12 protein-coding genes are annotated in these 23857 nt (G+C 60.1%); 8 read left to right on the forward strand and 4 right to left on the reverse strand.

Going from position 1 to position 23857, the window contains the following annotated elements; translation table 11 throughout:
- Window positions 1–122: 122 nt before the first annotated feature.
- Window positions 123–845, reverse strand: coding sequence for an SDR family oxidoreductase (locus A3466_RS18395; RefSeq protein ID WP_063451803.1), 723 nt, complete (start codon window positions 843–845; stop codon window positions 123–125).
- Between the two features lie 98 nt (window positions 846–943).
- On the opposite strand from A3466_RS18395, the gene A3466_RS18400 reads away from it, so the two are divergent.
- From A3466_RS18400 to A3466_RS18430, 7 genes are all read left to right on the forward strand, one after another.
- Window positions 944–1861: a LysR family transcriptional regulator gene (locus A3466_RS18400; RefSeq protein ID WP_063451804.1), complete on the forward strand. Its 918-nt coding sequence runs from the start codon at window positions 944–946 to the stop codon at window positions 1859–1861.
- An 878-nt stretch (window positions 1862–2739) separates the two neighbouring features.
- Window positions 2740–14427, forward strand: coding sequence for a BapA/Bap/LapF family large adhesin (locus A3466_RS18405; RefSeq protein WP_063451805.1), 11688 nt, complete (start codon window positions 2740–2742; stop codon window positions 14425–14427).
- Between the two features lie 80 nt (window positions 14428–14507).
- Window positions 14508–15911 carry a TolC family outer membrane protein gene (locus tag A3466_RS18410; protein WP_063451806.1) on the forward strand — a complete coding sequence of 468 codons (1404 nt, stop codon included), beginning with the start codon at window positions 14508–14510 and terminating at the stop codon, window positions 15909–15911.
- Window positions 15908–18100, forward strand: a complete 2193-nt coding sequence (locus tag A3466_RS18415) for a type I secretion system permease/ATPase (RefSeq protein ID WP_063451807.1) — start codon at window positions 15908–15910, stop codon at window positions 18098–18100. Before A3466_RS18410 ends, A3466_RS18415 begins: the two co-directional genes overlap by 4 nt.
- Entirely contained in the window at window positions 18081–19280 is a 1200-nt protein-coding gene (locus A3466_RS18420) for an HlyD family efflux transporter periplasmic adaptor subunit (protein ID WP_063451808.1), read from the forward strand. The genes A3466_RS18415 and A3466_RS18420 overlap by 20 nt, the downstream gene beginning before the upstream one ends.
- Window positions 19281–19602: 322 nt before the next feature.
- Window positions 19603–19902, forward strand: a complete 300-nt coding sequence (locus tag A3466_RS18425; protein ID WP_063451809.1) for a type II toxin-antitoxin system RelE/ParE family toxin — start codon at window positions 19603–19605, stop codon at window positions 19900–19902.
- Between the two features lie 10 nt (window positions 19903–19912).
- A complete protein-coding gene (locus A3466_RS18430; RefSeq protein ID WP_063451810.1) occupies window positions 19913–20260 on the forward strand; it encodes a HigA family addiction module antitoxin in 348 nt (115 codons plus the stop codon).
- Window positions 20261–20310: 50 nt separating this feature from the next.
- Here the strand turns inward: A3466_RS18430 and A3466_RS18435 are convergent, their stop codons facing one another.
- Both A3466_RS18435 and A3466_RS18440 read right to left on the reverse strand, forming a co-directional pair.
- Entirely contained in the window at window positions 20311–21492 is a 1182-nt protein-coding gene (locus tag A3466_RS18435; protein ID WP_063451811.1) for a PLP-dependent aminotransferase family protein, read from the reverse strand.
- 20 nt (window positions 21493–21512) lie between these two features.
- A complete protein-coding gene (locus tag A3466_RS18440; RefSeq protein ID WP_063451812.1) occupies window positions 21513–22400 on the reverse strand; it encodes a LysR family transcriptional regulator in 888 nt (295 codons plus the stop codon).
- A gap of 97 nt (window positions 22401–22497) precedes the next feature.
- Between A3466_RS18440 and A3466_RS18445 the strand changes: the two genes are divergently transcribed.
- A complete protein-coding gene (locus A3466_RS18445; protein WP_063451813.1) occupies window positions 22498–23100 on the forward strand; it encodes a short chain dehydrogenase in 603 nt (200 codons plus the stop codon).
- Here the strand turns inward: A3466_RS18445 and A3466_RS18450 are convergent.
- The gene (locus A3466_RS18450) at window positions 23097–23828 is read right to left on the reverse strand and encodes a class I SAM-dependent methyltransferase (RefSeq protein WP_063451814.1); all 732 of its coding nucleotides are present in this window, start codon (window positions 23826–23828) and stop codon (window positions 23097–23099) included. The genes A3466_RS18445 and A3466_RS18450 overlap by 4 nt on opposite strands.
- Between the last annotated feature and the right edge of the window lie 29 nt (window positions 23829–23857).

A 23857-nucleotide genomic window follows, 5' to 3' on the forward strand; every position in this document is an offset into this window, starting at 1 on the left:
CCTCGTTTTTTTCGGGTTTGCAGGCACCGGAACATGTGGACGTGGCAGAGCTGTTTATTATGCCGACCGAACAGCCGTGGTAAGAGGGTGACGGGGGTCAGGCTGATGCCTGACCCGCTACGTTAGTTTGCGGATGCTGTAGGTCTGATGGTGATTTCGGTGGTATCGACACTCTCAGGCGCCTCGATGATGTGGCGCACGGCGCGGGCGATATCAGCCGGTTTGAGGGCAATAGCCCGGTACGCATCCATCACCGCCATGGTTTCTTCGTGCGTAATGGTCGAAGCCAGTTCGCTTTCCACCACTCCAGGGTTGACGCAGGTCACGCGGATGTTCGAACTTTCCTGACGCAAACCATCGGAAATGGCCCGGACCGCAAATTTGGTCGCACAATAAACGGCGGCCGTAGGCACGACGGATAAGGCACCGATCGAGCCAATATTAATGATCTGCCCTGAGTTCTGGGCTTCCATAATCGGCAGAACCGCGCCAATTCCCCACAGTACGCCTTTAATATTCACGTCAATGGTGCGTTCCCACTCATCCTGCTTGCCTGCCGAAAGCGGAGAGAGGGGCATAATGCCCGCGTTGTTAATAAGTACGTCAATGCGGCCCCACTTTTCCCGTGCTGCCTGAACGAAGGCAGCCATCGACTGGCGGCGGGTTACGTCTAATTCCTGCGCCTCTGCCTCCCCTCCTGCGCTGCGGATTTCTTCAGCCAGGGCGTGGATGCGATCCAGCCTGCGTGCCCCGAGGAATACTTTTGCGCCTGCCCTGCCCAGCTCTCTGGCAATACCTTCTCCAATACCGCTGGAGGCACCGGTAATTAAGATCACTTTGTTCATGTTTTACTCCTTCAGTTGAGTTCAAAGCAATCATAGAGTCTCACCATTATTTCTTGTATCCTGCTTTTACTGGACTCACTGGTTAGCGATGTTAAACAATGAAAATTGATCTTAATTTGTTACCGCTTTTTCTGGCGGTCGCCGAAGAGCGCAGCTTCAGCGCGGCCGCCGGGCGGCTGGGCATCACCCGTTCCGCTGTCAGCCAGGGGATAAGACGTCTCGAAGATGGGTTTCAGAGCCTGCTGGTAATGCGCACGACGCGCTCGGTAAGCCTTACCGAAGCGGGTGAACGGTTGCATAAATCGTTGCAGGGACCCATCGCCAACATTGAAGCGGCCTTTGACGACGTCACGTCAGACAGCACACCGCGCGGACAGCTCAGGATCGCGGTCACCTCAATTGCGGAAGCGTTTCTTTCTGGTCCCCTGCTCGCCTCGTTTGCGGCAGCGCATCCTGCGGTATCGCTTGATGTCTTCGTGTCAGATGAGGAATTCGATATCGTGGCGGCGGGCTATGACGCAGGGGTGAGGCTGGGCGAAGTTATCGAAAAAGACATGATCGCCGTTCCCCTTACGGGCCAGCAGCGTGAACGGGTGGTGGCTTCACCTTCCTATCTGGCGACGCACAGTGCACCGGCGCATCCCCGAGAGCTGGTCGCTCATCGGTGTATCGGCTGGCGCCCTTCCCCGGACGTTGCCCCCTATCGCTGGGAATTTGAGGAAGCAGGCGTCCCTTTCGATGTGGCAATTGAACCACAAATCACGACTAACGATCTGCGTCTTATGCTCAGTCTCGCGCTGGCCGGCGGTGGCATAACCTTTGCCACGGAGGATACCTTCGCACCTTACATTGAATCAGGACAGCTGGTTTCCTTACTGGATGCGTTTCTTCCGTCTTTTCCTGGCTTCTATCTCTATTTTCCCCAACGCCACAATATGGCCCCCAAGCTCAGAGCCCTGATCGAGCACATCCGCCAGTGGCGCCAGCTCCCCGCTACGCATCCTGCTCAGCGATAAACGGCAGATTTTCCTCACTCTACCGCGTCCTTTTGATGAGCATCAACGACAGCACAGCGTTACCATGGAAAATGACAAAGGACACGATGGGCAGGACTTCAAACAAGGATGGAACCGTAAAAATGCACAGACCAATGGTCGTTATCCTCTTTATTCTTTTGACATTAGCCGCCCTGGTGGAAATTGGTCTAATTTCTTTCGGCTAAAACCGGTTACTTCTGAAAGGCCACATTTGTGGTCTTTTATTTATTAAACTTGAGAAGAAATCACTTTATTTTTTGAGTAGCAGAAATCAAAGGCCCCATAGAAATATATTTTATAAATGAGATAATTTTAAATATATCATACACCAGATAATTTACCTTAACTTAAACCGCAATTAAGCAGCAATTAAACCTAACCCAAATTATATATATAGTGCACATTTTAATTATTTTTATCGCCCTGCCAGCCCCATTTTAAGGGTTGCACCTTTTACGCCAAAACCCTTGCGCCACACGCCCTTGTAGCGAACGAAATATATTCATGCTATCAATTAACTTCCCCTGCAATAGCCGCGCTGGGTTTACGTTCGCTTAATTTGCATATTCAGACATTTATAGCTATATCATTTTCATAACGAAATAAATCAATACCTGCACAAATAATAAGGCTTACAAATCGCAAATATATAAATAAACAACAGTTTCCTGACTAAATAATTAGCTTTGCCCTGAGGTTGCCACTTTTAATCCTGGCGGGCATCGGTCGCGCTAAAGAAAGTGACGGTAAATTCTGTTTTTTAAACAGTATTTTCGCCGGGAGCGCGCTCATCCCTTCAGAAACGATGGCCTTGTTTGACACGCCGTAACCAATAACTCTGCTGGAGTAATAACTGTATGAGCCAAATATCTGTTATATCTAAATTAACTGGCGTGGAAACGACCACGGAAGGGACACAGATAACACTCGATCACTCATCTGTCGTTAAGCTTAATGTGGATCGAGCCGACATCGCAGGTTACTCCCGCAGCGGAAACGATCTGGTGATCACCCTCAATTCGGGCGAAGTGATTACCCTCAAGAATTTCTACGTCACTGATGCGCAGGGCGTAAGCCAGCTGGTACTTGAGGAGAGTGACGGCGCGCTGTGGTGGATTGAAGATCCAACCGGTGCCGCGACCTATGAATCCATCGCCTCCACCGATGCATTACTGGCGGCGTCAGGGAGCGATGCCGGCGGCGCCGCAGCGTGGCCCTGGGTGCTGGGTGGCCTGGCCGTCGCAGGTGGGATTGCCATCGCGGCGGGAACCGGCGGTGGAGGGGGCGGAGATGACGATAACAACAACCCGAATCCGGGCAATCCGGGAAATCCTTCCGAACCTGATACTACGCCTCCGAATGCCCCCACCAATCTTCAGGTCTCACCTGACGGCAAAACCGTAACCGGTACGGCTGAACCGGGCAGCACGATTACCCTGAAAGATGCCAATGGCAACACCATCGGAACGGGCAAGGTCGGCAGCGACGGTAAATTCACTATCGATCTCGGTACGCCGCTCACCAACGGGGAGCAGATCACCGCCACTGCCACCGATCCGTCCGGCAACACCAGCCAGGGCGGCCAGGTCACGGCACCGGATCTCACCGCGCCGGATGCGCCCGCCAATCTGGAGGTTTCACCTGACGGCAAAACCGTGACCGGTACGGCTGAGCCGGGCAGCACCGTGACCCTGAAAGATGCTGACGGCAACACCATCGGAACGGGCAAGGCCGGCAGCGACGGTAAATTTACTATCGATCTCGGTACGCCGCTCACCAACGGGGAGCAGATCACCGCCACTGCCACCGATCCGTCCGGCAACACCAGCCAGGGCGGCCAGGTCACGGCACCGGATCTCACCGCGCCGGATGCGCCCGCCAATCTGGAGGTTTCACCTGACGGCAAAACCGTGACCGGTACGGCTGAGCCGGGCAGCACCGTGACCCTGAAAGATGCCGACGGCAACACCATCGGAACGGGCAAGGCGGGCAGCGACGGTAAATTTACTATCGATCTCGGTACGCCGCTCACCAACGGGGAGCAGATCACCGCCACCGCCACCGATCCGTCCGGCAACACCAGCCAGGGCGGCCAGGTCACGGCACCGGATCTCACCGCGCCGGATGCGCCGCAGATTGTTGCCGTCAGTGATAACGTGGGCACCGACGTGGGCCCGCTGAGCAATGGACAGCGTACGGACGATGCACGCCCGACATTCAGCGGCATCAGCGAAGCCGGCACCGTCATTACCTTCTATGACAATGGCAAGCCGATCGGTACCGCCACGGCCGATGCCAGCGGTAAATGGAGCTTTACCCCGTCGACCAACCTGTCTGAAGGAAACCACGCTATTACCACCACCGCGACCGATGCCGCAGGCAATACCAGCCCGGCGTCCACGGCGGTAACTTTCGTGGTGGATACTGTCGCGCCTGGCGCACCGGCGATCGTCAGCATAACCGATGACGTTGCGCCCAATACCGGCACGCTCGGAAGCGGAAGCACCACGAACGATCCGCGCCCGCAGCTCACCGGTACGGCAGAAGCGGGCTCGACGGTCACCATCTATGACAACGGCATTGCCATTGGCACCGCGGTTGTGGGCAGCAACGGAAGCTGGAGCTTTACGCCGTCAGTAAACCTGAGCGAAGGCAGCCACCAGCTTACCGTACGCGCCACCGACGTTGCCGGTAACACCGGTCCGGCTTCGCCGGCCTTTACCGTAACGGTGGATGTCACCACCCCGCCGGCGCCAACAGGATTTATCGTTAATGACGATACCGGAGGACTGAAAGGCGCGATTACCGCCGGACAGGTTACCGACGAGTCGCAGCCGCGGCTGACGGGCCGAGGAGAGCCGGGCAGCACGATTACGGTTTACGATAACGGCGTAGCGATTGGCAGCACCACCGTTCTGCCGAACGGTACCTGGAGCATCACGCCGACAACGCCGCTGACAGAGGGTGCACACTCGATTACCCTGCGCGAAACCGATGCGGCAGGAAACCAGAGCGGGCTGTCTCAACCGCTCAACTTTACCGTCGATCTTACGCCGCCAGACATGCCGGTTGCGACGCTCAACGCCACAGGCACGCAAATCACCGGTACCGCCGAGCCGGGGAGTAAAATTGTCATCACCAACAACGCCGGGGTGCAAATCGGGACCGCCACTGCCGACAGCAACGGCAACTACGTCGCCAACCTGAACCCTGCGCAAGTGAACGGCGAGATCATCTCCGTGGTCGCCTCCGATGCCGCAGGCAACCAGAGTTCACCGGCGCTGGTTAACGCCGCAGATATCACCCCGCCTGCCGCACCGGGTAACCTTGTGGTGGCAGAAGACGGGGCAAGCGTCAGCGGAACCGCCGAACCAAGCAGCACGATTATCATTAAAGCGCCAGACGGTACGACCATCGGCCAGGCCACCGCCGGCCCGGATGGCACCTTCACTATCCCGATTTCGCCAGCCCAGACCAACGGCGAGGCCCTTGAAGTGACGGCTACGGACGGCAGCGGCAACACCAGTCCGTCCGGCTTTGCCGACGCGCCAGACAGCACGCCGCCGCAGGCGCCGGAAAATGTGGTTATCTCTGCCGACGGCACCACGGTGACCGGTACAGCCGAGCCGGGCAGCACCGTGACCATTCGTGAAAATGGCGTGAAGGTCGGGGAAGCGGTTGCCGACGATCAGGGTAATTTCAGCGTTGATCTGATCCCGCCGAAAGCCAACGGCGAAGCCCTGACCGCCGATGCCACCGATACCGCCGGCAACACCGGTCCGACCGCGCCGTTTGACGCGCCGGACATCACCGCGGCGCAAACCCCGGTCATTACCGGCGTGGTGGATGATGCGCCAGGCGATACCGGCCCCGTCAGCCAGAACGGTCTCACCAACGACAGCACGCCAACCATCAACGGAACGGGCGAGCCAGGTACCACCATCACCCTTTACAGCGGCACTACCGTCATTGGCACCGGTACGGTTGGGCCTGACGGCCAGTGGTCCATCACGCTGACTACCGCGCTGCCGGACGGCGGGCACGTGCTGACGGCGACCGCGGTTGATGCCGACAACAACCTCAGCGGGACATCGAACACCTGGAGCATCACGGTGGATACCGCCGTTCCGGGCGCCCCCGCCATTACGCAAGTCATTGATGACGTGCCGGGCAGCACGGGGGCACTGGAAAGCAATGACATCACCAACGACACGCTCCCTACCGTGAACGGTACCGGCGAGCCGGGAACCACCGTAACGATCCGTCTGGATGGGCAGGATATTGGTACTGCCCTCGTTAACAGCGCCGGCGCATGGACCTTTACGCCCACCACGCCATTAGTGAACGGTCAGCATACCTTCACCGTCGTCGCGAGCGATGCGGCCGGCAACACCAGCGCACCTTCTGGCGGTTTTACCTTTACCGTCGATACAACGCCGCCACCGGCGGCCACCATTGACACCGTCTCCGATAATATTGGTCCAGTACAGGTTCCGCTTAACAGCGGGGATACTACCGACGATACGCTGCCGCAGTTGCAGGGTACCGCACCGGCAGGCACCACCATCACTATCTATGACGGTACCACCCTGCTCGGCACGGCCGTGCTCGACGGCAGCGGCGGCTGGAGCTTTACGCCAACCACGCCGCTGACGGAGGGTCCGCATTCGCTAACGGTCCACGCCACGGATGAGGCGGGTAACACCACCATTTCGCCGCCGTTTGAGCTGGCTATCGACACGAGCGCGCCTGCAACGCCGGATATTCCTGACATCACCGTCAACCCGGACGGCGGCACGCCAGGTACTGCCCTGAATCCGGGGGAAACTACCCGCGATACCACGCCAACCCTGAGTGGCTCGGGCACGCCGGGGGATACCGTGAACATTTACGATGGCGCCACCAAAATTGGTGAAGCTGAGATCGACGGTGACGGCAACTGGACCTGGACGCCGAACCCTCCGCTGCCTGACGGCACCTACGATCTCTCCCTGACGGTGACCAATCAGGACAGCGCCGGAAATGAAAGTGCGCCGTCCACGCCGGTGACCATTACCATTGACAGCGACGCACCTGCCGCGCCGGGTGTTCCGGTGGTGACGGACAGCGTGAGCCAGATCACCGGTCCGGTGGCCGATGGCGGATCCACCAACGATCCGCGTCCAATACTGAGCGGCACCGGTACGCCAAACGACGTCATTACCATCTATGACCAGGTGGGAACAGGCGCGCCGCAGGCCGTAGGCAGCGTCACGGTAGACGGTAACGGCAACTGGACCTGGCGTCCGGATAGCAACATTGGTGAGGGGACGCACGAATACACGGCGACCGCCACCGATGAAGCCGGCAATGAATCAGTGCCATCAGCCGGTATCACGATAACGGTAGATACCCTTGATCCGACTACCCCGGTCATCAGCGACATCGCTGGCGCGCAGAACGGCGGGTCTACTAACGATACCACGCCAACCCTGAGCGGCACCGGCACCACCGGCGAGACGGTGATCATCTACAACAACGGCGTGGAAGTGGATCGCGTTGATGTCGTCAACGGTCAATGGTCCTATACCCTGCCAACGCAAACCGACGGCCCGCTGAACATCACCGTTGCCGCGGTGGACGATGCGGGTAACCTTAGCCCGGTCAGCCCGGTCTTTAGCGTGACGGTCGATACCCAGACGCCAACCGTGCCGCAAATTGACGCCGTCTCTGACAGCCAGCTGGCGAACAGCGTGCTCTACACCCGTGACGGCACCCCAACCCTTACCGGAATCGGCGAGCCGGGTTCGAACGTAACGGTCACCGTTGACGGCGTCGCCTCTCCGGTCGTGGTGGTGGTTCAGCCGAACGGGACGTGGTCCTGGACCGCCGACCCTGCGCTCGCGGAAGGGCCGCACACCTTCTCGGTCGCGGCGAGTGATGCCGCGGGGAATACCTCCGTCAGCTCCGGCGATCTCAGCGTGACGGTGGATACGCTGCCGCCTGCAACGCCAACGAATATCGATATCGCCGAGCAGGGTACGCCGCTGACCGGTACGGCGGAAGATGGCACCACCGTGACGGTACGTGACGCTAACGGCAATATCATCGGAACCGGCGTTGCGACGGGAGGCTCCTTCTCCATCGCCCTCTCCCCGGCCCAGCTGGATGCCACCACGCTGACGCTGATCGCCACGGACGCAGCAGGAAACGCCAGCCCGTCAACCACCTTTGACGTGCCGGAGTCCACGCTCGATCTGCCTGCGGTACCGGTAATTACGGCAATCAACGATGACGTCGATCCCGTCACGGGCGACGTGAAAGATAAAACCACCAATGACACCACGCCTACCCTTACCGGCACCGCCGATCCGGGCAGCGTGATCGCCATTTATCAGGATGGATCGCTGCTTCCGGTGACCACTGTCGTTGCGGATACCAACGGCAACTGGAGCTACACGCCGCTCCTGCCGCTGACGGAAGGGCCACATACCTTTGCCGTGACCGCCACGAATACCACCACCGGCGAGACCAGCGGGCAGTCGCCGATCGCGACCGTCACCGTCGACCTCACCGCCCCGACAGCGCCAGCCATCGGTGCGGTGACCGATGACGTGGGTCCGGTTACTGGCCCTATCGCCGACGGGCAGAGCACCAACGACAACCGTCCTACTCTCACCGGGACAGGCACGGCCGGAGACACCATTACGATTTACAATAACGGCGACCCGCTGGGCACCGTTCTCGTCGGGCCAACCGGCACCTGGAGCTATACGCCGCCTGCGCTGGATGACGGCAGTCACACCCTGACCGTCACCGCCACTGACCCGGCAGGGAATGAAAGCACCCCATCGGCAGGGATCACCATCGTTGTCGATACCGTCTCCACCACGCCGGTGATAACCAGCGTGACGGATAACGCGGGCAATGCCGCAACGCCTGTACCAAGCGGCGATCCGACCAACGACACCACGCCAACCCTGACCGGCACCGCAGAGCCGAACAGCGTCGTCGCCATATTTGATGGCACCACGCAGATTGGTACCGTAGCAGCAGATAGTACCGGCGCCTGGACCTTTACCCCGGAAACCGCCCTCGGCGAAGGGACGCATGACTTTACCGTCAGAGCGACGGATCCGCAGGGCAACGTTAGCCAGCCGTCCGGCGTCTGGAGCGTCAATATCGATCTGACGGCGCCACAGGTGCCGACGATCGATACGGTCAGCGATAACGCCCCGGGTGGCGTAACCGGCCCGCTTACCGCCGGGCAGGTCACCAATGACACCACGCCAACCCTTAGCGGCACCGGCCAGGCGGGCACCACCATTCACGTGCTGAATAACGGCGTGGAGATTGGTACCACCACGGTCGACAGCAGCGGCAACTGGACCTTTACGCCAGATCCGGTCCTGACGGACGGGACGTATAACCTGCGCGTTAACGCCAGCGATGACGTCGGAAACGTCTCCGCCAACTCCCCAGTGTTCGCCTTTACGGTGGATACCGCTGGCCCTGCGGCACCGGTCGTCACGACGGTGATAGACGACGTGGGCCCGGGAACGGGAACCCTCACCAGCAACGGGGCCACCAACGACACCCGTCCAACCTTCAACGGTACGGGGGAAGTGGGCGCAACGGTACACGTTATTGTGGATGACGTGGAAATTGGCACGGCGGTCGTCAACGCCCAGGGTACCTGGAGCTTCACGCCGACCACCGCGCTGAGTGAAGGGCCACACACCATTACCTTCAACGCCACCGACGCCGCAGGCAATACCGGCGACACCTCGCCGCCGTTCAACCTGACGGTGGATACGTCGGTCCCCGTTGCACCGGTCTTTACGCCAGCCACCGATAACGTTGGCACCGTACTGGGCCCGATCGCTTCGGGGCAAAGCACAGACGATACCACGCCCACGCTGAACGGCACCGCGGCGGCCAACGCGACCATCACCATTTATGAGAATGGTCAGCAGGTGGGCACCGCCGTGGCGGATGCCAACGGCGTATGGAGCTTCACCCCCGGCACGCTGGCAAACGGCAGCCACACCTGGACCGCCACGGCAACCGACGCCGCGGGCAACGTCAGCCCTGCCTCACCGGGCTTCACGCTGGTTGTGGATACGACCGTACCTGTCGCGCCCGTTATCACGCAGGCGATTGACGATGTTGGCACCATCACCGGGGCGATCGGTTCCGGCCAGACCACCAACGATCCTCTCCCGCGTCTGGTGGGGACCAGCGAGCCGCTGGCAACCGTGAATATCTATGAGGGCAACACGCTGGTGGGCACCGTTACTGCCGATGTCAACGGCAACTGGACCATCGATATCACCGTGCCGCTGGACAACGGGCCGCATACCTTTACGGCAGAAGCCACGGATCAGGCGGGCAACACCAGCGCACCATCCGGCGACTTCAGCCTGACCATTGATACCACGCCACCAGCGCTGCCGGTGCTGACCAGCATCACCGACGACGTCGGTAACGCTGCGACGCCTGTCGCCAACGGCGGGTTAACCAATGATGCCCGACCAACGCTCACCGGTACGGCAGAAGCCGGCGCGACGATCACCATCTTTGATAATGGGGTACAGATTGGCACCGCTGTCGCCACCGGCGGCGCGTGGAGCTTTACGCCGTCTACCCCGCTGGCTGACGGGCCGCACAATCTGACCTTCTCCGCCACTGACGCCGTGGGCAACGCCAGCGCGCAGACCGGCGGCTACACCATCAATGTGGATGCCACCGCCCCTGTCGCGCCGGCCATCACCTCGATTGTGGATGATGTCGGGACCGTCACCGGCCCTGTCACCGGCACCAACCCAACCAACGATACGCGTCCAACGTTAAGCGGCACGGCGGAAGCCAATTCCACCGTACGTATTTACGACGGTACGACGCTGGTGGGTACGGTCACCGCAGATGCCAACGGCAGCTGGACGCTGCCGCAAACCAGCACCACGCTGACGGAAGGCGCACATAACTTCACCGCCACCGCCACCGACGCCGCGGGCAATACCAGCGTGGCATCGCCGATTATCACGATTAACGTTGACCTGACGCCGCCACCTGCCCCGGCGGGCCTGGCGGTGATCACCAACGGTACGCAGGTGACCGGTACGGCGGAAGCGGGAAGCACTGTCACCATCACCAGCAGCACCGGAACCGTTCTTGGTACGGCCGTCGCTGACGGTAGCGGGAACTTTAGCGCCACCATCACCCCTGCGCAGACCGGCGGGGAATCCCTCATCGTCTTTGCTACCGATAAGGCCGGTAACGCGGGTATTACAACCTCCGTGATTGCTCCAGTCACGGCGATCCCGAACGCGCCGGTTATCGCCACCATCGACGATAACGTCGGGACGGTGACCGGCAACCTGACCAACGGAAAAACCACCGATGACACCACGCCAACCCTGAGCGGTACGGCGCAGCCGAACGCGACCATCACCCTGTACAACAACGGGGTGCTGATGGGCACGGTCACCGCGAATGCCAGCGGCAACTGGAGCTTCACCACGCCGGTACTGAGTGAAGGCCAGCATGCCTTCACCGCCACGGCGAGCAACGGCTCGGGCACCAGCCCGATTTCCACGCCGACGACCGTGATTGTCGATCTCACTGCGCCAACGGCTCCGACCGGGACCTTCAACGCAGACGGCAGTGTACTGACCGGCAGCGCCGAAGCGGGCAGCACCGTCACCATCCGCCTGGCGGATAATTCAACGGTCACCGCCACGGCGGACAGCAACGGCAGCTGGAGCTACACCTTCCTCAATAAACAGACGGAAGGCCAGACGCTGCAAATCACCGCTACCGATGCGGCAGGCAACGTCTCGCTGCCTGGCTCAGCCCTTGCGCCGGTGGTGCCGCTGTCGGCCAGCACCAACGCTGAGGAGCTGGCGCTGACGACCACCGCCACGGTGACCAACTCGCAGTACAGCGACTACGGTTTCCTGCTGGTGGGCGCCGTGGGTAACGTGCTGACGCTGCTCGGCAACGACACCGCGCAGGTAGGTTTCACCGTCGGCAGCGGCGGCACGGCGGATATTGCCGTGAACGCCAACGCCACGGGTGCCGTGCTCTCCCTGCTCAACACCCTTGAGCTGGTGGTGCAGCGCTTTGACGCCGTCAACAATACCTGGACCACCGTGGTGGATACCGGACAGCCGCAGTTCGCTGACCTGTTGACCCTCGGCGCGGCGGGGGTGTCGCTCAACCTGACCGGCCTGGCAAATGGCCAGTATCGCGTCCTGAGCTACAACACCAACCTGCTGGCAACCGGCTCCTACACCAGCCTCGACGTGGCGGTGAAAGAGACCAGCGCAGGTACCGTGTCCGGCGACACCAGCCTTGCGGGTAACGTGATCACCGACGTTGACCCGACCGCAGGCAGCGACAACGCCCCGGCGGGCACCACCGTCACCGCGGTCACCAACGCCCAGGGCACCACCACCAGCGTCACGGCTGACGGCACGGTGATTCAGGGGCAGTACGGCACGCTGACCATCAACCTGGACGGCAGCTATACCTATAACCTGACCAACACCAGCGCCTCGGTCATTGGCCGCACGGAGAGCTTTACCTACACCATCACCCACAACGGCACCAGCGCCTCGGCAAATCTGGTTCTGTCGCTGGGCGAAGGCGCCACCAGCAGCGGGATCGTGGCCGTGGACGATACCGCCTCGCTGACCTTCGATACGACCGTTGAGGCCATTAATAACGGTCCGTCGTCGCAGGGCGGCTTTACCCTGGTGGGCATTAACCTTGGCAATACGCTGGGGCTGAACCTGCTGGACGATCTGGCCAACCCGATCATCTATAACGTGGAAGAAGGCACCACCCGCACCATGACCGTTCAGGCCTCCGTGGGCGGCGTGGCGCTGGCCTCGGTGTTCGACCTCTACATCTATAAGTTCAACAATGCGACGCAGACCTTCGAGCAGATGCGCGTTGAACCGGGCTGGCTGCGCGCACCGCTGCTGGGCGGCACCTCGCCGCAGCTGACGCTGAACCTGCCCGCCGGCGAGTACCTGTTCCTGCTCAATACGGCGGCAGGGATCACCGCGCTGACGGCCTACACGCTGAACGTCTTGCAGGATCATGTCTACAGCGTGGCAAGCGTGAGCGAGTCCACCACCGGGGATGTGCTGTCCGACGATATCGCACCGGCGGGTACGGTGGTCTCCGACGTTAACGGCGTGACGGTGAACGGCAATGGTCTGACGGAGATTACCGGCGAGTACGGTACGCTGCGGATCAACGCGGCCGGGGAGTACACCTACACCCTGAAGAGCGGGGTCGGTGCTGACAGCATCAGCACGCCGGATACCTTCGTTTATACCATCACCGCGCCGAACGGCTCGAAAGACACGGCATCGCTGAACATCACCCCAACCGCGCGGCCAATGGACGCGGTGAACGATGTCAGCACGGCGATGGACGTGAACTCGGTACACCGCACCGCCGCCTACTCGGATACCACCGTCGGCTCGGCGAGCTGGAACGCCGCGCTGCTTGCCTCAACCCAGGGCAGCGGGAGCGGGACCTTCGTGGTGGATCCTAATACCGCGCTGCATAACGTGGTGCTGTCGTTTAACGTCGCCTCGCTGCTGACGCTTACCGGGTTAACGGTGGACTGGACGCTGACCAACGGCACCACCACCATCCGATCCGGCTCGTTCAACGGCGGGCTGCTGCTGGGCGGCAGGGCGACCATCAACCTGACGGGACTCGATCTGGAGGCAGGAACCTATACGCTGAACTATACCGGCAAAATGGGGCCGCTGGGGGTGGGGAATATCACCGTTACCCCAAGCGTTACCGGCACCAGCTACTCGCTGTCGCAGTTCGACGCCACGGGCACCCACACCGTTGACGGCAATATCTTCGACGGCACCGGCTCCGCGGGCGCAATGGACCAGCTGCACTCGGTGGATACCCGCCTCAGCATTACCGGCTACGACGGCGTGACCACCACGCTGGATCCGTACACCGGCAGCACGCAGGTGAACATTACGGGCCACTACGGCACGCTGGCGATTGCCGCAGACGGCAGCTACACCTACACGCTCAACCCGGGGATATCGTTCTCTACCATTACCAGCAAGGAGGTCTTTAACTACACCCTGACCGATGCCAACGGTAGTAAGGATACTGCGTCGCTCACCATCAACATGGCGCCGAAATTTGTCAGTTCGGAGCATAACGATCTCATCAGCGGCACGGCCTATGGCGACACGCTGATTTATCAGGTGTTGAACAATACGGCGGGTAACGCAACGGGGGGCAACATCACCAGCGCTGGCGGTGACCACTGGACGAACTTCTCCCTGGCGCAGGGAGACAAGATCGACATTGGCGATCTGCTGGTGGGCTGGAACGGTAGCGCGTCGACGCTTGGGAACTATGTCTCTGTTTCACAAAGCGGTGGCAATACTGTGATCTCCATCGACCGTGACGGCACGGGAGCCGCCTACACTAAATCTACGCTCGTTACGCTTGATAACGTTCAGACCACCTACGACGAGCTTGTAAACCAGCAGCACATCATTACCTGATAGCACGTGCAATAAATGACCCGGGCGCGCAGCGCCCGGGCATAAACAATAAAGCAGTACTCTTTTATTAGGGACAAGACATGGGAAAGAAGATGCCTTACTGGTGGCTCTCGTGCTGCCTGATATCTGTGCCCGCTATCGCGGCAAACCCTGCGGCGATGATTAATACCGGACAATTACGCGAAACGCAGGAACTCCCCTCGTTAAACGGTCGTGTGGCGCCCGTTGCCGGCAAGGCCGCCCCCGGCACGCTTCAGCTGGACGAAGCCGTTAACCGCGCCGTGACCTGGCATCCGGCCATCAGTGAAGCCGTCGGCAAGCTCTATCAGCAGAGCGAAAATGTGGACGTCGCCAAATCAAAATATTACCCACAAATCAACGCTGGCATGGATAACGGCTATACCCACGACGGCGACGATAACGGCTTTACCCCCTCGCTGGTGCTTTCCCTTTCGCAGATGCTCTATGACTTTGGCAAAGTCGCCAGCCAGGTGCGCGCTGAAAACGCGGGCGTCGCCCAGCAGCAGGCTAACGTGCTGGTAAGCATCGACACCATCGCCCACGATACCGCCATCGCCATGGTGCAGGTGCAAACCTGGCAGCAGATGGTCGAGACGGCCAAAGAACAGCTGGATGCCCTGACCTCCATCGGCTCGCTGACGAAGCTGCGTAATGACGAAGGCGCCACGTCGCTCTCTGACGTGGTGCAGACCGACGCCCGTATCGAAGGCGCGCGCGCGCAGCTGATGCAGTATCAGGCCAGCCTCGACAGCTCGCGCGCCACGCTGATGAGCATGCTGGGCTGGGACAGCCTGAACGCGGTCAGCAATGATTTTCCGCAGAGCCTGGCCCGCAGCTGCGACATCGCCGAGCCGGACGATCGCCTGGTGCCCTCGGTGTTAGCCGCCTGGGCGCAGGCCAACGTCGCGCAGGCTAACCTTGACTACGCCAACGCGCAGATGACCCCTACCGTCTCGCTGGAGCCGGAGGTTCGCCACTATCTGAACGACCGTTACTCCGGCAACGAAACCCGCGACCGCACCCAGTACTCCGCGTGGGTAAAAGTGCAGATGCCGCTTTATCAGGGCGGCGGCCTCACCGCCCGGCGTAACGCCGCCGGACACGCGGTGGAATCCGCCCAGTCCACCATTCAGCGCACCCGTCTTGAGGTGCGGCAGAAGCTGCTGGAGGCGCGCAGTCAGGTGATGAGTCTGATGAGCACGCTTCAGATCCAGGGGCGTCAGGAAGCGCTCAGCGCCCGCACTCGCGAGCTGTATCAGCAGCAGTATCTCGATCTCGGTTCCCGCCCGCTTCTAGACGTGCTCAACGCCGAGCAGGAGGTTTATCAGGCGCGCTTCACCCAGCAGCAAACCGCCGGACAGCTGCATCAGCTTCAGCTGAATTGCCTCTACCAAACCGGGCGCCTGCGTCACGCGTTCGATCTTGAAAACCGCACCATCCAGACCGTGGAGATCCAGCCATGAAGCAACGCGATATCCCGCAGGGTGAAAACATGACGGATGAGGCGCTGGAGCAGTGGGCGCAGGCGTTTGGCTACGTGGCGACGCGCTATCGCGTTGCCTGCTCGCCAGGCTCGCTCGTCGCGGGCGCGCCGTGGCTGAAAGGCAAACCGATGGTGCCCGCGCTGACTCAGCTCGCCCGTGAAGCCGGGCTGACCTTCCAGCTGCTGACGGCAGATCAGCAGTCCATCAACAGCTGGCGTCTGCCGGTGGTGGTGGAGCTGAACGACGGCAAAATCGGCGTCATCGACAATTTCGACGGCGAGGATACGCTGGAGGTCAGCTTTTTCGACGACAGCACGCACACCAACCGCCTGTCGATGAGCGCGATGCTGCCCGCCATTCGCCACGTCATTGCCCTGCGTCCGCTGGCGGCGCTGAAGGACAGCCGCGTGGATGCCTATATCTCAAAATACCGCCCGGACTGGCTCTACCGGCTGGTAATGCGCGACCTGCGCCCTTACAGCTGGGTAATGCTGGCGGCGCTCTTTATCAACGTGCTCTCCCTTTCCGGCATTGTGTTTTCCATGCAGGTGTATGACCGGGTGATCCCCGCCCAGTCCTACCCGACGCTCTACGTGCTGACCATTGGGGTGCTGATCGCCACGCTGTTTGGCTTTGTGCTGCGCGTGGCGCGCGGGCACATTATGGATCTGCTGGGCAAGCGCTCGGATCTGCGCGTGTCGGATCGCGTGTTTGGCCACGCGCTGCGGCTGCGCCACAGCGCCATTCCGCGATCGACGGGAAGCTTTATCTCCCAACTGCGCGAGCTGGAGCAGATCCGCGAGATGGTCACCTCCTCCACCATTTCCACCATCGTTGATCTGCCGTTCTTTATCCTGTTCGTGATCGTGCTGGCGATCATCGCCCCGCAACTGGCGTGGATCGCCCCGGTCGCGGCGCTGATCATGGTCCTGCCCGGCCTGCTGCTGCAAAAGAAGCTGGCGGAGCTGGCGAAGCAGTCAGCGCATGAATCCACCCTGCGCAACGCGGTGCTGGTGGAGAGCGTGCAGGGGCTGGAGGACATCAAGCTGATGCAGGCGGAGAACCGCTTTTTGCAGCAGTGGAACAGCTATATCCAGATCACCGCCGAATCCGGTCTGCGCACCCGCGAGCTGACCCAGAACCTGATCAGCTGGGGGATGACCATCCAGAGTCTGGTCTATGCCGGGGTGATCGTGGTGGGCGCGCCGATGGTGATCGACGGCACCTTAACCACCGGTTCGGTGGTGGCCGCCTCGATGCTGGCCTCGCGGATGATCGCCCCGATGGCGACGCTGTGCGGCGTGCTGGCCCGCTGGCAGCAGGTTAAGGCGGCCAAAGAGGGGCTGGACAGCATTATGCAGTTGCCGACCGAGAACCAGCGCGAAGAGACGCCGATCCGCCAGGACGTGCTGCGCGGTCACTATCTTTTCGAGCAGGCGCAGTTCCGCTATCACCCGGAAGATCCGCGCATGGCGCTGCGCATTAACCGCCTGGAGATCAAAGCGGGCGAAAAAGTGGCGATCCTCGGGCGCAACGGTGCGGGGAAATCAACCCTGCTACAGGCGATGGCGGGTGGAATGGATCTGGCGGGCGGCGAGCTGCGGCTCGACAACCTCAGCCTGCCGCATCTGGACGTGGCGGACGTGCGGCGCAATGTTGGCTTTATGACCCAGAACGCGCGGCTGTTTTACGGCACCCTGCGCGAAAACATCACGCTCGGCATGCCCCGCGCCACCGACGAAGAGATCTTCGAGGTGCTGGAGATGTGCGGCGCGGCCAGCTTTGTGCAGAAGCTGCCGAAGGGGCTGGATTACCCGATTATGGAGAACGGCGTCGGGCTGTCCGGCGGGCAGCGGCAGTCCATCCTGCTGGCGCGGATGCTGCTGCGCGACCCGAATATCGTGCTGATGGACGAACCGACCGCCTCCCTGGATGAACACACCGAGCGGGAATTTATTCAGCGTCTCGGGGCGTGGCTTGGCAACCGTACGCTGGTGGTTGCTACCCACCGCGTGCCGGTACTGGAGCTGGTGGAGCGCGTGGTGGTGCTTAAAGACGGCATGCTGGTGATGGACGCGCCAAAAGCGCAGGCGCTGAACAACAGCCGTATGCAGCAGCAGCAGCAGGCAACCGGACGGGAGTGGAAAAATGAAAATCAGTCAGCGTGACGTCGCCGCAGTAGAAGATCTGGATAACGCGCTCGATTCCGAAAGCGGTTATACCGGCGCCCGGCGCATTGTGTTCTTCTCCCTCGTGATGTTTGTGGTGCTCGGCATCTGGGCGTGGTTCGGGGTGCTGGACGAAGTCTCAACCGGCACCGGAAAAGTGATCCCCAGCTCGCGCGAGCAGGTGTTGCAGTCGCTGGATGGGGGGATCCTCACCGAGCTGAACGTACACGAAGGCGATCAGGTGCAGGCCGGACAGGTGCTGGCGCGGCTGGATCCTACCCGCTCGGAATCTAACGTCGGTGAAAGCGCGGCGCGCTACCGCGCGTCGCTGGCCTCCAGCGCGCGCCTGTACGCCGAGGTCAACGACCTCCCGCTGAAATTCCCGCCTTCGCTGGCGAAATGGACCGACCTGACCGCCGCCGAAACGCGGCTCTACAATTCGCGGCGCGCCCAGCTGGAGGATACGCAGCGTGAACTCCGCTCCGCGTTAGCGCTGGCCAATAAAGAGCTGGCGATCACCCAGCGGCTGGTAAAAACCGGGGCCGCCAGCCACGTGGAGGTGCTGCGCCTGCAACGGCAGAAAAGCGACCTGGAGCTGAAGCTCACCGACGTGCGTTCTCAGTATTACGTGCAGGCCCGTGAAGCGCTGTCAAAGGCCAACGCCGAGGTGGATATGGTCTCGGCGATCCTGAAAGGCCGGGAGGATTCTGTTACCCGCCTGACGGTGAAGTCGCCGGTGCGCGGGATCGTGAAAAACATCAAGGTGACCACCATCGGCGGCGTCATACCGCCCAACGGTGAGCTGATGGAAATTGTGCCGGTGGACGATCACCTGCTGATTGAAACCCGCCTCTCGCCGCGCGACATCGCCTTTATCCACCCTAATCAGGAGGCGCTGGTGAAAATCACCGCCTACGATTACGCCATCTACGGCGGGCTGCACGGGGTGGTGGAGACCATATCTCCGGACACTATCCAGGACGAGGCCAAGCCGGAGGTGTTCTACTACCGCGTGTTTATCCGCACCAGCCAGGATTACCTGGTGAATAAGGCGGGCAGGCATTTCTCGATCGTGCCTGGGATGATTGCCACAGTGGACATCAAGACCGGAGAGAAAACGGTGCTGGATTATATGATTAAGCCGTTTAACCGGGCGAAAGAGGCGCTGAGGGAGCGGTAGTTAAACGCCGGGCGGCGGCTACGATCTTACCCCTCACCCTAACCCTCTCCCCACAGGGGCGAGGGGATGATTCGCTGCTCGCATTACTTTGTGGAGATTTTTCGGCCCCGTGGGTGAGGGCCGGAGGGAGAGCATCATGCCGCACCCACATCGCAATACGTCTTTTCTGAAATCCGCCTCGAAGAAACCGCTTTTAATGACGCCTTCCGCTTTCCTTCAGCCTGCATCAGGGTAACATAGCTGCCAATCAAAACGCACTTGCGCACTGTGCAAGAGTGCATTATTATCCACATAGCTTCATGGACTGGAGCTCATAAGCACTATGATTAATCATTTTCGTGATCAATGGCTTAAGGATTTTTTTCTGTATGGGAAATCAAGCAATGTGATCCCTTCAAGCCTTGAATCAGCCTTAGCGAGGAAGCTGGATATGATCAACGCTGCCACCTCGCCCCGGGATCTGAGATCCCCGCCAGGCAATATGTATGAATCGCTGAATCCCCCGCTTGCAGGGTACTCGGCGATTCGCGTGAACAGGCAGTACAGGTTGGTATTCAGGTGGTCAGAGGGCAAAGCAGACGATCTCTACCTCTCTCCGCACAAGTACACGCCATACAAATGAGGCATTACCTATGACTCTTCAACAGGCTCTACGCAAACCCACCACGCCGGGCGACGTGTTGCAGTATGAATATCTTGAGCCGCTCAATCTGAAAATTAGCGATCTTGCGGAAATGCTTAACGTGCACCGTAACACCATCAGTGCTCTCGTTAATAATAATCGTAAACTGACGGCCGATATGGCATTCAGACTGGCCAAGGCGTTTGATACCACCATTGAATTCTGGTTGAACCTACAGCTAAACGTCGATTTCTGGGAAGCGCAAACCAATTCCCGGACTCAGGAGGAGTTGAGCCGTATAAAGACGGTCGCGGAAATCATGGCAAAAAGGAAATCAGGCCAGCCGGATGTGGCCTGAGCGGTCGTTTACCCCGGTACGATCTTGACCGCACCGGGTTTCACGCGTATTTACAGGGAGATTTTCAGGCGTCGAACCGCTTCTTTCAGCTGTTCATCCGTTGGGGTAACGAACGACATGCGCAGCGTTGTCTGGTCCGGTTCGTTGCAGTAGAAGAACTCGCCCGGTACAAACACCACGCCGTTGCTTAAGGTTTTTTCCAGCCATTTCGTCGTATTCAGGCCGTTGTTCATTTTTGCCCACAGAAACATGCCGCCCTTCGGCTTGTGAAACGACATCACGTCGCCCAGCTCGGCTTCCAGTTCCGTTGCAAACGTCTGGTATTTCTGGCGATAGGCCTCGCGGATCATTTTAATCTGGTTCGCCAGACGCCCGGTTTTCAGGTACTCGTAGGTCATCAGCTGGGACAGCGTGCTGGTGTGCAGATCGGTGGTTTGCTTGAGGTTCACCACCGCGCGCTTCAGCCATTCCGGCACCAGCACCCAGCCCACGCGGGTGCCCGGCGCGAGGATTTTGGAGAAGGTAGAGGTGTACACCACGTTATCCTCATTGCCGATATCTTTCGCATGGGCAATCAGCGGGCGGAACGATTCGTCGGTATAATTGATCTCGCTGTACGGGTCGTCTTCGATAATCACGAAGTCGTAGCGCTTCGATAATTCCACCAGCTGTTTACGACGCGCTTCGGAGAGCGTCACGCCGCCGGGGTTACCGAAGGTTGGCACGATATAGACCGCCTTGATGGTTTTCTTCGCCACCAGCGCTTCCAGCTCATCCACTTTCATGCCGTCGCCGTCGGTGCCGACGGATTCAAAATTCGCCTGTGCCAGACCAAAGACCTGCAACGCGGCGAGGTAGGTAGGACGCTCAACGACGACCGTATCGCCTGGGTTAATTAACGCACGCGCCAGCACGTCCAGAGACTGTTGAGAGCCCGAAGTGATGACCACGTCATCGGCTTTACAGGCGATGCCGCGACCTTCGCAGATACGTTGGATCTCTTCGCGCAGCCCCGGGACGCCTTCCGTCAGGCCGTACTGGAACGCTTCGCCAAAATGCTGAGACAGCACGGCATCAGCAGCAATTTTTAAACCTTCGCGATCGAACAGATCCGGGTTGGGAATACCGCCACCCAGCGAAATCACGCCTGCCATTTTGCTATGTTTTAATAATTCACGAATGGCAGAGGATTGCAGGCCCTGCGCGCTGCTGGCGAGTTTGTTTGCAGACATTCTTTGCTTACCTTCTTTTTTTATAGTGTGCCCAATCTTAGCAGAATATGCGCAATAAATTCCGTTAGCTTAGGCAGCGGACGCAAATCCTGACGCCACAGTAAATGCACCGGCCTCGGCGCGGGTGTGAATGCCTCCAGCACCCTCACCAGCCTGCCACTCGCCAGATCTTCCGCCACCAGCACTTCCGGTTGCAACAACAGTCCAGCCCCGGCTCGCGCCGCCATGCGTAACCCGTAGCCGTCATTGCACCTTAAAACAACATCGCGCTTCCAGCGCACTTCGCCTGCAACACCCGGCAGCCGCCACTCGTTACGCGCCGTCCATATCGTGTGCGACAAACACAGATGATCCACCAGATCGGCTGGCGTTTGCGGCGTACCGTGACGCGCCAGATAATCCGGCGCGGCGCAGATCGTCATGTTGTAGGGACACAGGTATTTCGCCACCAGATCGTCATGACCAATCTCACCGATGCGAATGGCCAGATCGACCCCTTCTTCTACCAGATCGACCATTCGGTTGGTGAGATCCAGTTCGATGCGCACTTCCGGGTAGCGCTGTAAAAACGAGGCGGTCAGGGGCGCGATAACGCAGCCGCCAAACGACGTGGGGGCCGTCACGCGCAGGGTGCCGGCAGGTGCGGCACGCAGACGTTCAACCGCGTTTTCGGCAATCGAGACCTGCTCCAGCACGCGCCTTGTCTCTTCGTAATAAACGCGCCCGGCATCCGTCAGGCTCTGGCGGCGGGTGTTGCGCTCCAGCAGCCGCGTGCCGAGCTGCGATTCCAGCTGTGCAATATACTTCCCGACCATCACCGCCGACATCTCCAGCCGCGACGCCGCGCCGGTAAAGCTGCCGCTCTCTACCACCGCGATAAACGTCTCCATCCCGCGAAGCTTATCCATATTCCAAACCTCTGGTTAGCAATCATCTAACTTTAGCCCAGTTTATCTGACTTTTTATTTATTAAAGAATGAGGGCTCACAACATGAGGAGTCGGATATGAAAATCGTCATTATTGGTGCCAGCGGTACGGTCGGTCGTGCAGTCGCAGAAGAGTTAAGCCAACGCCACGAGACGATCCGCGTGGGTCGCACGCAGGGCGATCGTCAGGTGGATATCACCTCTCAGGCGAGCGTACAGGCGTTGTTCGAAAAAATCGGCCCGGTGGATGCGATCGTTTCCGCAACCGGAGGGGTGCACTTCGGCCCGCTCGCAACCCTGACCGACAGCGAGTTCAACCTGGGCTTGCAGGATAAGCTGCTGGGGCAGGTTCGTCTGGCGCTGACCGGCCAGCACTACCTGAACGAAGGCGGTTCGATTACGCTGATAAGCGGGATTGTGGCGCACGAGCCGATTGCACAGGGCGTCAACGCCACCACGGTAAACGCTGCGCTGGAAGGGTTTGTCCGCGCCGCGGCCTGCGAACTGCCGCGCGGGATCCGCATTAACCTGATTAGCCCGACGGTGCTGACGGAATCCGCTGAAGCGTATGATGGCTTCTTCCCCGGCTTTGAAAGCGTTCCCGCCGCGAGCGTGGCGCAGGCCTACCGCCGCAGCGTGGAAGGGGTGCAGAGCGGTCGGGTCTATAAAGTCGGTTATTAAGCCTTACGGGCGGCGATGAGCACCAGCATCGGGCGCTCCGCCTCTTCGGACAATGCAGGCCAGGCGTCAATCTGCGCCTGCGTTGGTCCCCACTCATTGACTTCACTTATCGTTAATCCCGCCTTGACCAGCGCGTTAAGCGTGGTGCCCAGCGTGCGGTGGTATTTAATCACTCCATCCGCCAGCCAGTTGCTGACGCGCTGGCTTTCGTCCTGATAATGGTTCACACCCCAGAACCGCTCGCCGCTGTCGTCGGTCAGCCAGCCCTGCCGGGTGGCGCAGGTGTAAATCGGGTGCTCCATCGAGAAGACCAGGCTGCCGCCGGGTTTTAGCGCGCGCTGAACGTTGGCGAATAGCGTGTCCAGCTCCGGCAGGTAGTGCAGCGCCAGCGAGCTGTAGACCAGATCGAAACTGTTTTCGCGAAGCTGAAGAGATTCCAGATCGCTACGCTGATAGTGAATCTGCGCGTCATCCGTCAGTTCAGCCGCGCGGGCAAGCATTTTTTCTGAGATATCGACGCCCGTAACGTCGCAAGCGCCCAGCTCGCGCGCCGCGCGGCTGAACCAGCCGTAACCGCAGCCGAGATCGATAACCGCTTTGCCGGTTAAATCAGGCAGCATTGCCTTGAGCGCAGGCCACTCAGGCGCACCGTCCAGCCCCTGCACCGAGCGCGGAAGCTGAGCGTAGCCTTCAAAAAACGCCGGGTTGTCGTAGATGTTTTGTGCCATGACGGACTCCTTTATCGCAACAGAGGCAA

The organism is Enterobacter genomosp. S, assembly GCF_001631805.1.
GTDB lineage: Bacteria > Pseudomonadota > Gammaproteobacteria > Enterobacterales > Enterobacteriaceae > Enterobacter > Enterobacter quasihormaechei.

What these genes read in the sequence shown, in the direction of transcription:
- A3466_RS18415 (WP_063451807.1), top strand. Translation starts at nt 15,908, where the DNA reads ATGAAGCAACGCGATATCCCGCAGGGTGAAAACATGACGGATGAGGCG.
- A3466_RS18405 (WP_063451805.1), top strand. Translation starts at nt 2,740, where the DNA reads ATGAGCCAAATATCTGTTATATCTAAATTAACTGGCGTGGAAACGACC.
- A3466_RS18410 (WP_063451806.1), top strand. Translation starts at nt 14,508, where the DNA reads ATGGGAAAGAAGATGCCTTACTGGTGGCTCTCGTGCTGCCTGATATCT.
- A3466_RS18395 (WP_063451803.1), bottom strand. Translation starts at nt 845, where the DNA reads ATGAACAAAGTGATCTTAATTACCGGTGCCTCCAGCGGTATTGGAGAA.
- A3466_RS18425 (WP_063451809.1), top strand. Translation starts at nt 19,603, where the DNA reads ATGATTAATCATTTTCGTGATCAATGGCTTAAGGATTTTTTTCTGTAT.
- A3466_RS18440 (WP_063451812.1), bottom strand. Translation starts at nt 22,400, where the DNA reads ATGGATAAGCTTCGCGGGATGGAGACGTTTATCGCGGTGGTAGAGAGC.
- A3466_RS18420 (WP_063451808.1), top strand. Translation starts at nt 18,081, where the DNA reads ATGAAAATCAGTCAGCGTGACGTCGCCGCAGTAGAAGATCTGGATAAC.
- A3466_RS18435 (WP_063451811.1), bottom strand. Translation starts at nt 21,492, where the DNA reads ATGTCTGCAAACAAACTCGCCAGCAGCGCGCAGGGCCTGCAATCCTCT.
- A3466_RS18445 (WP_063451813.1), top strand. Translation starts at nt 22,498, where the DNA reads ATGAAAATCGTCATTATTGGTGCCAGCGGTACGGTCGGTCGTGCAGTC.
- A3466_RS18450 (WP_063451814.1), bottom strand. Translation starts at nt 23,828, where the DNA reads ATGGCACAAAACATCTACGACAACCCGGCGTTTTTTGAAGGCTACGCT.
- A3466_RS18430 (WP_063451810.1), top strand. Translation starts at nt 19,913, where the DNA reads ATGACTCTTCAACAGGCTCTACGCAAACCCACCACGCCGGGCGACGTG.
- A3466_RS18400 (WP_063451804.1), top strand. Translation starts at nt 944, where the DNA reads ATGAAAATTGATCTTAATTTGTTACCGCTTTTTCTGGCGGTCGCCGAA.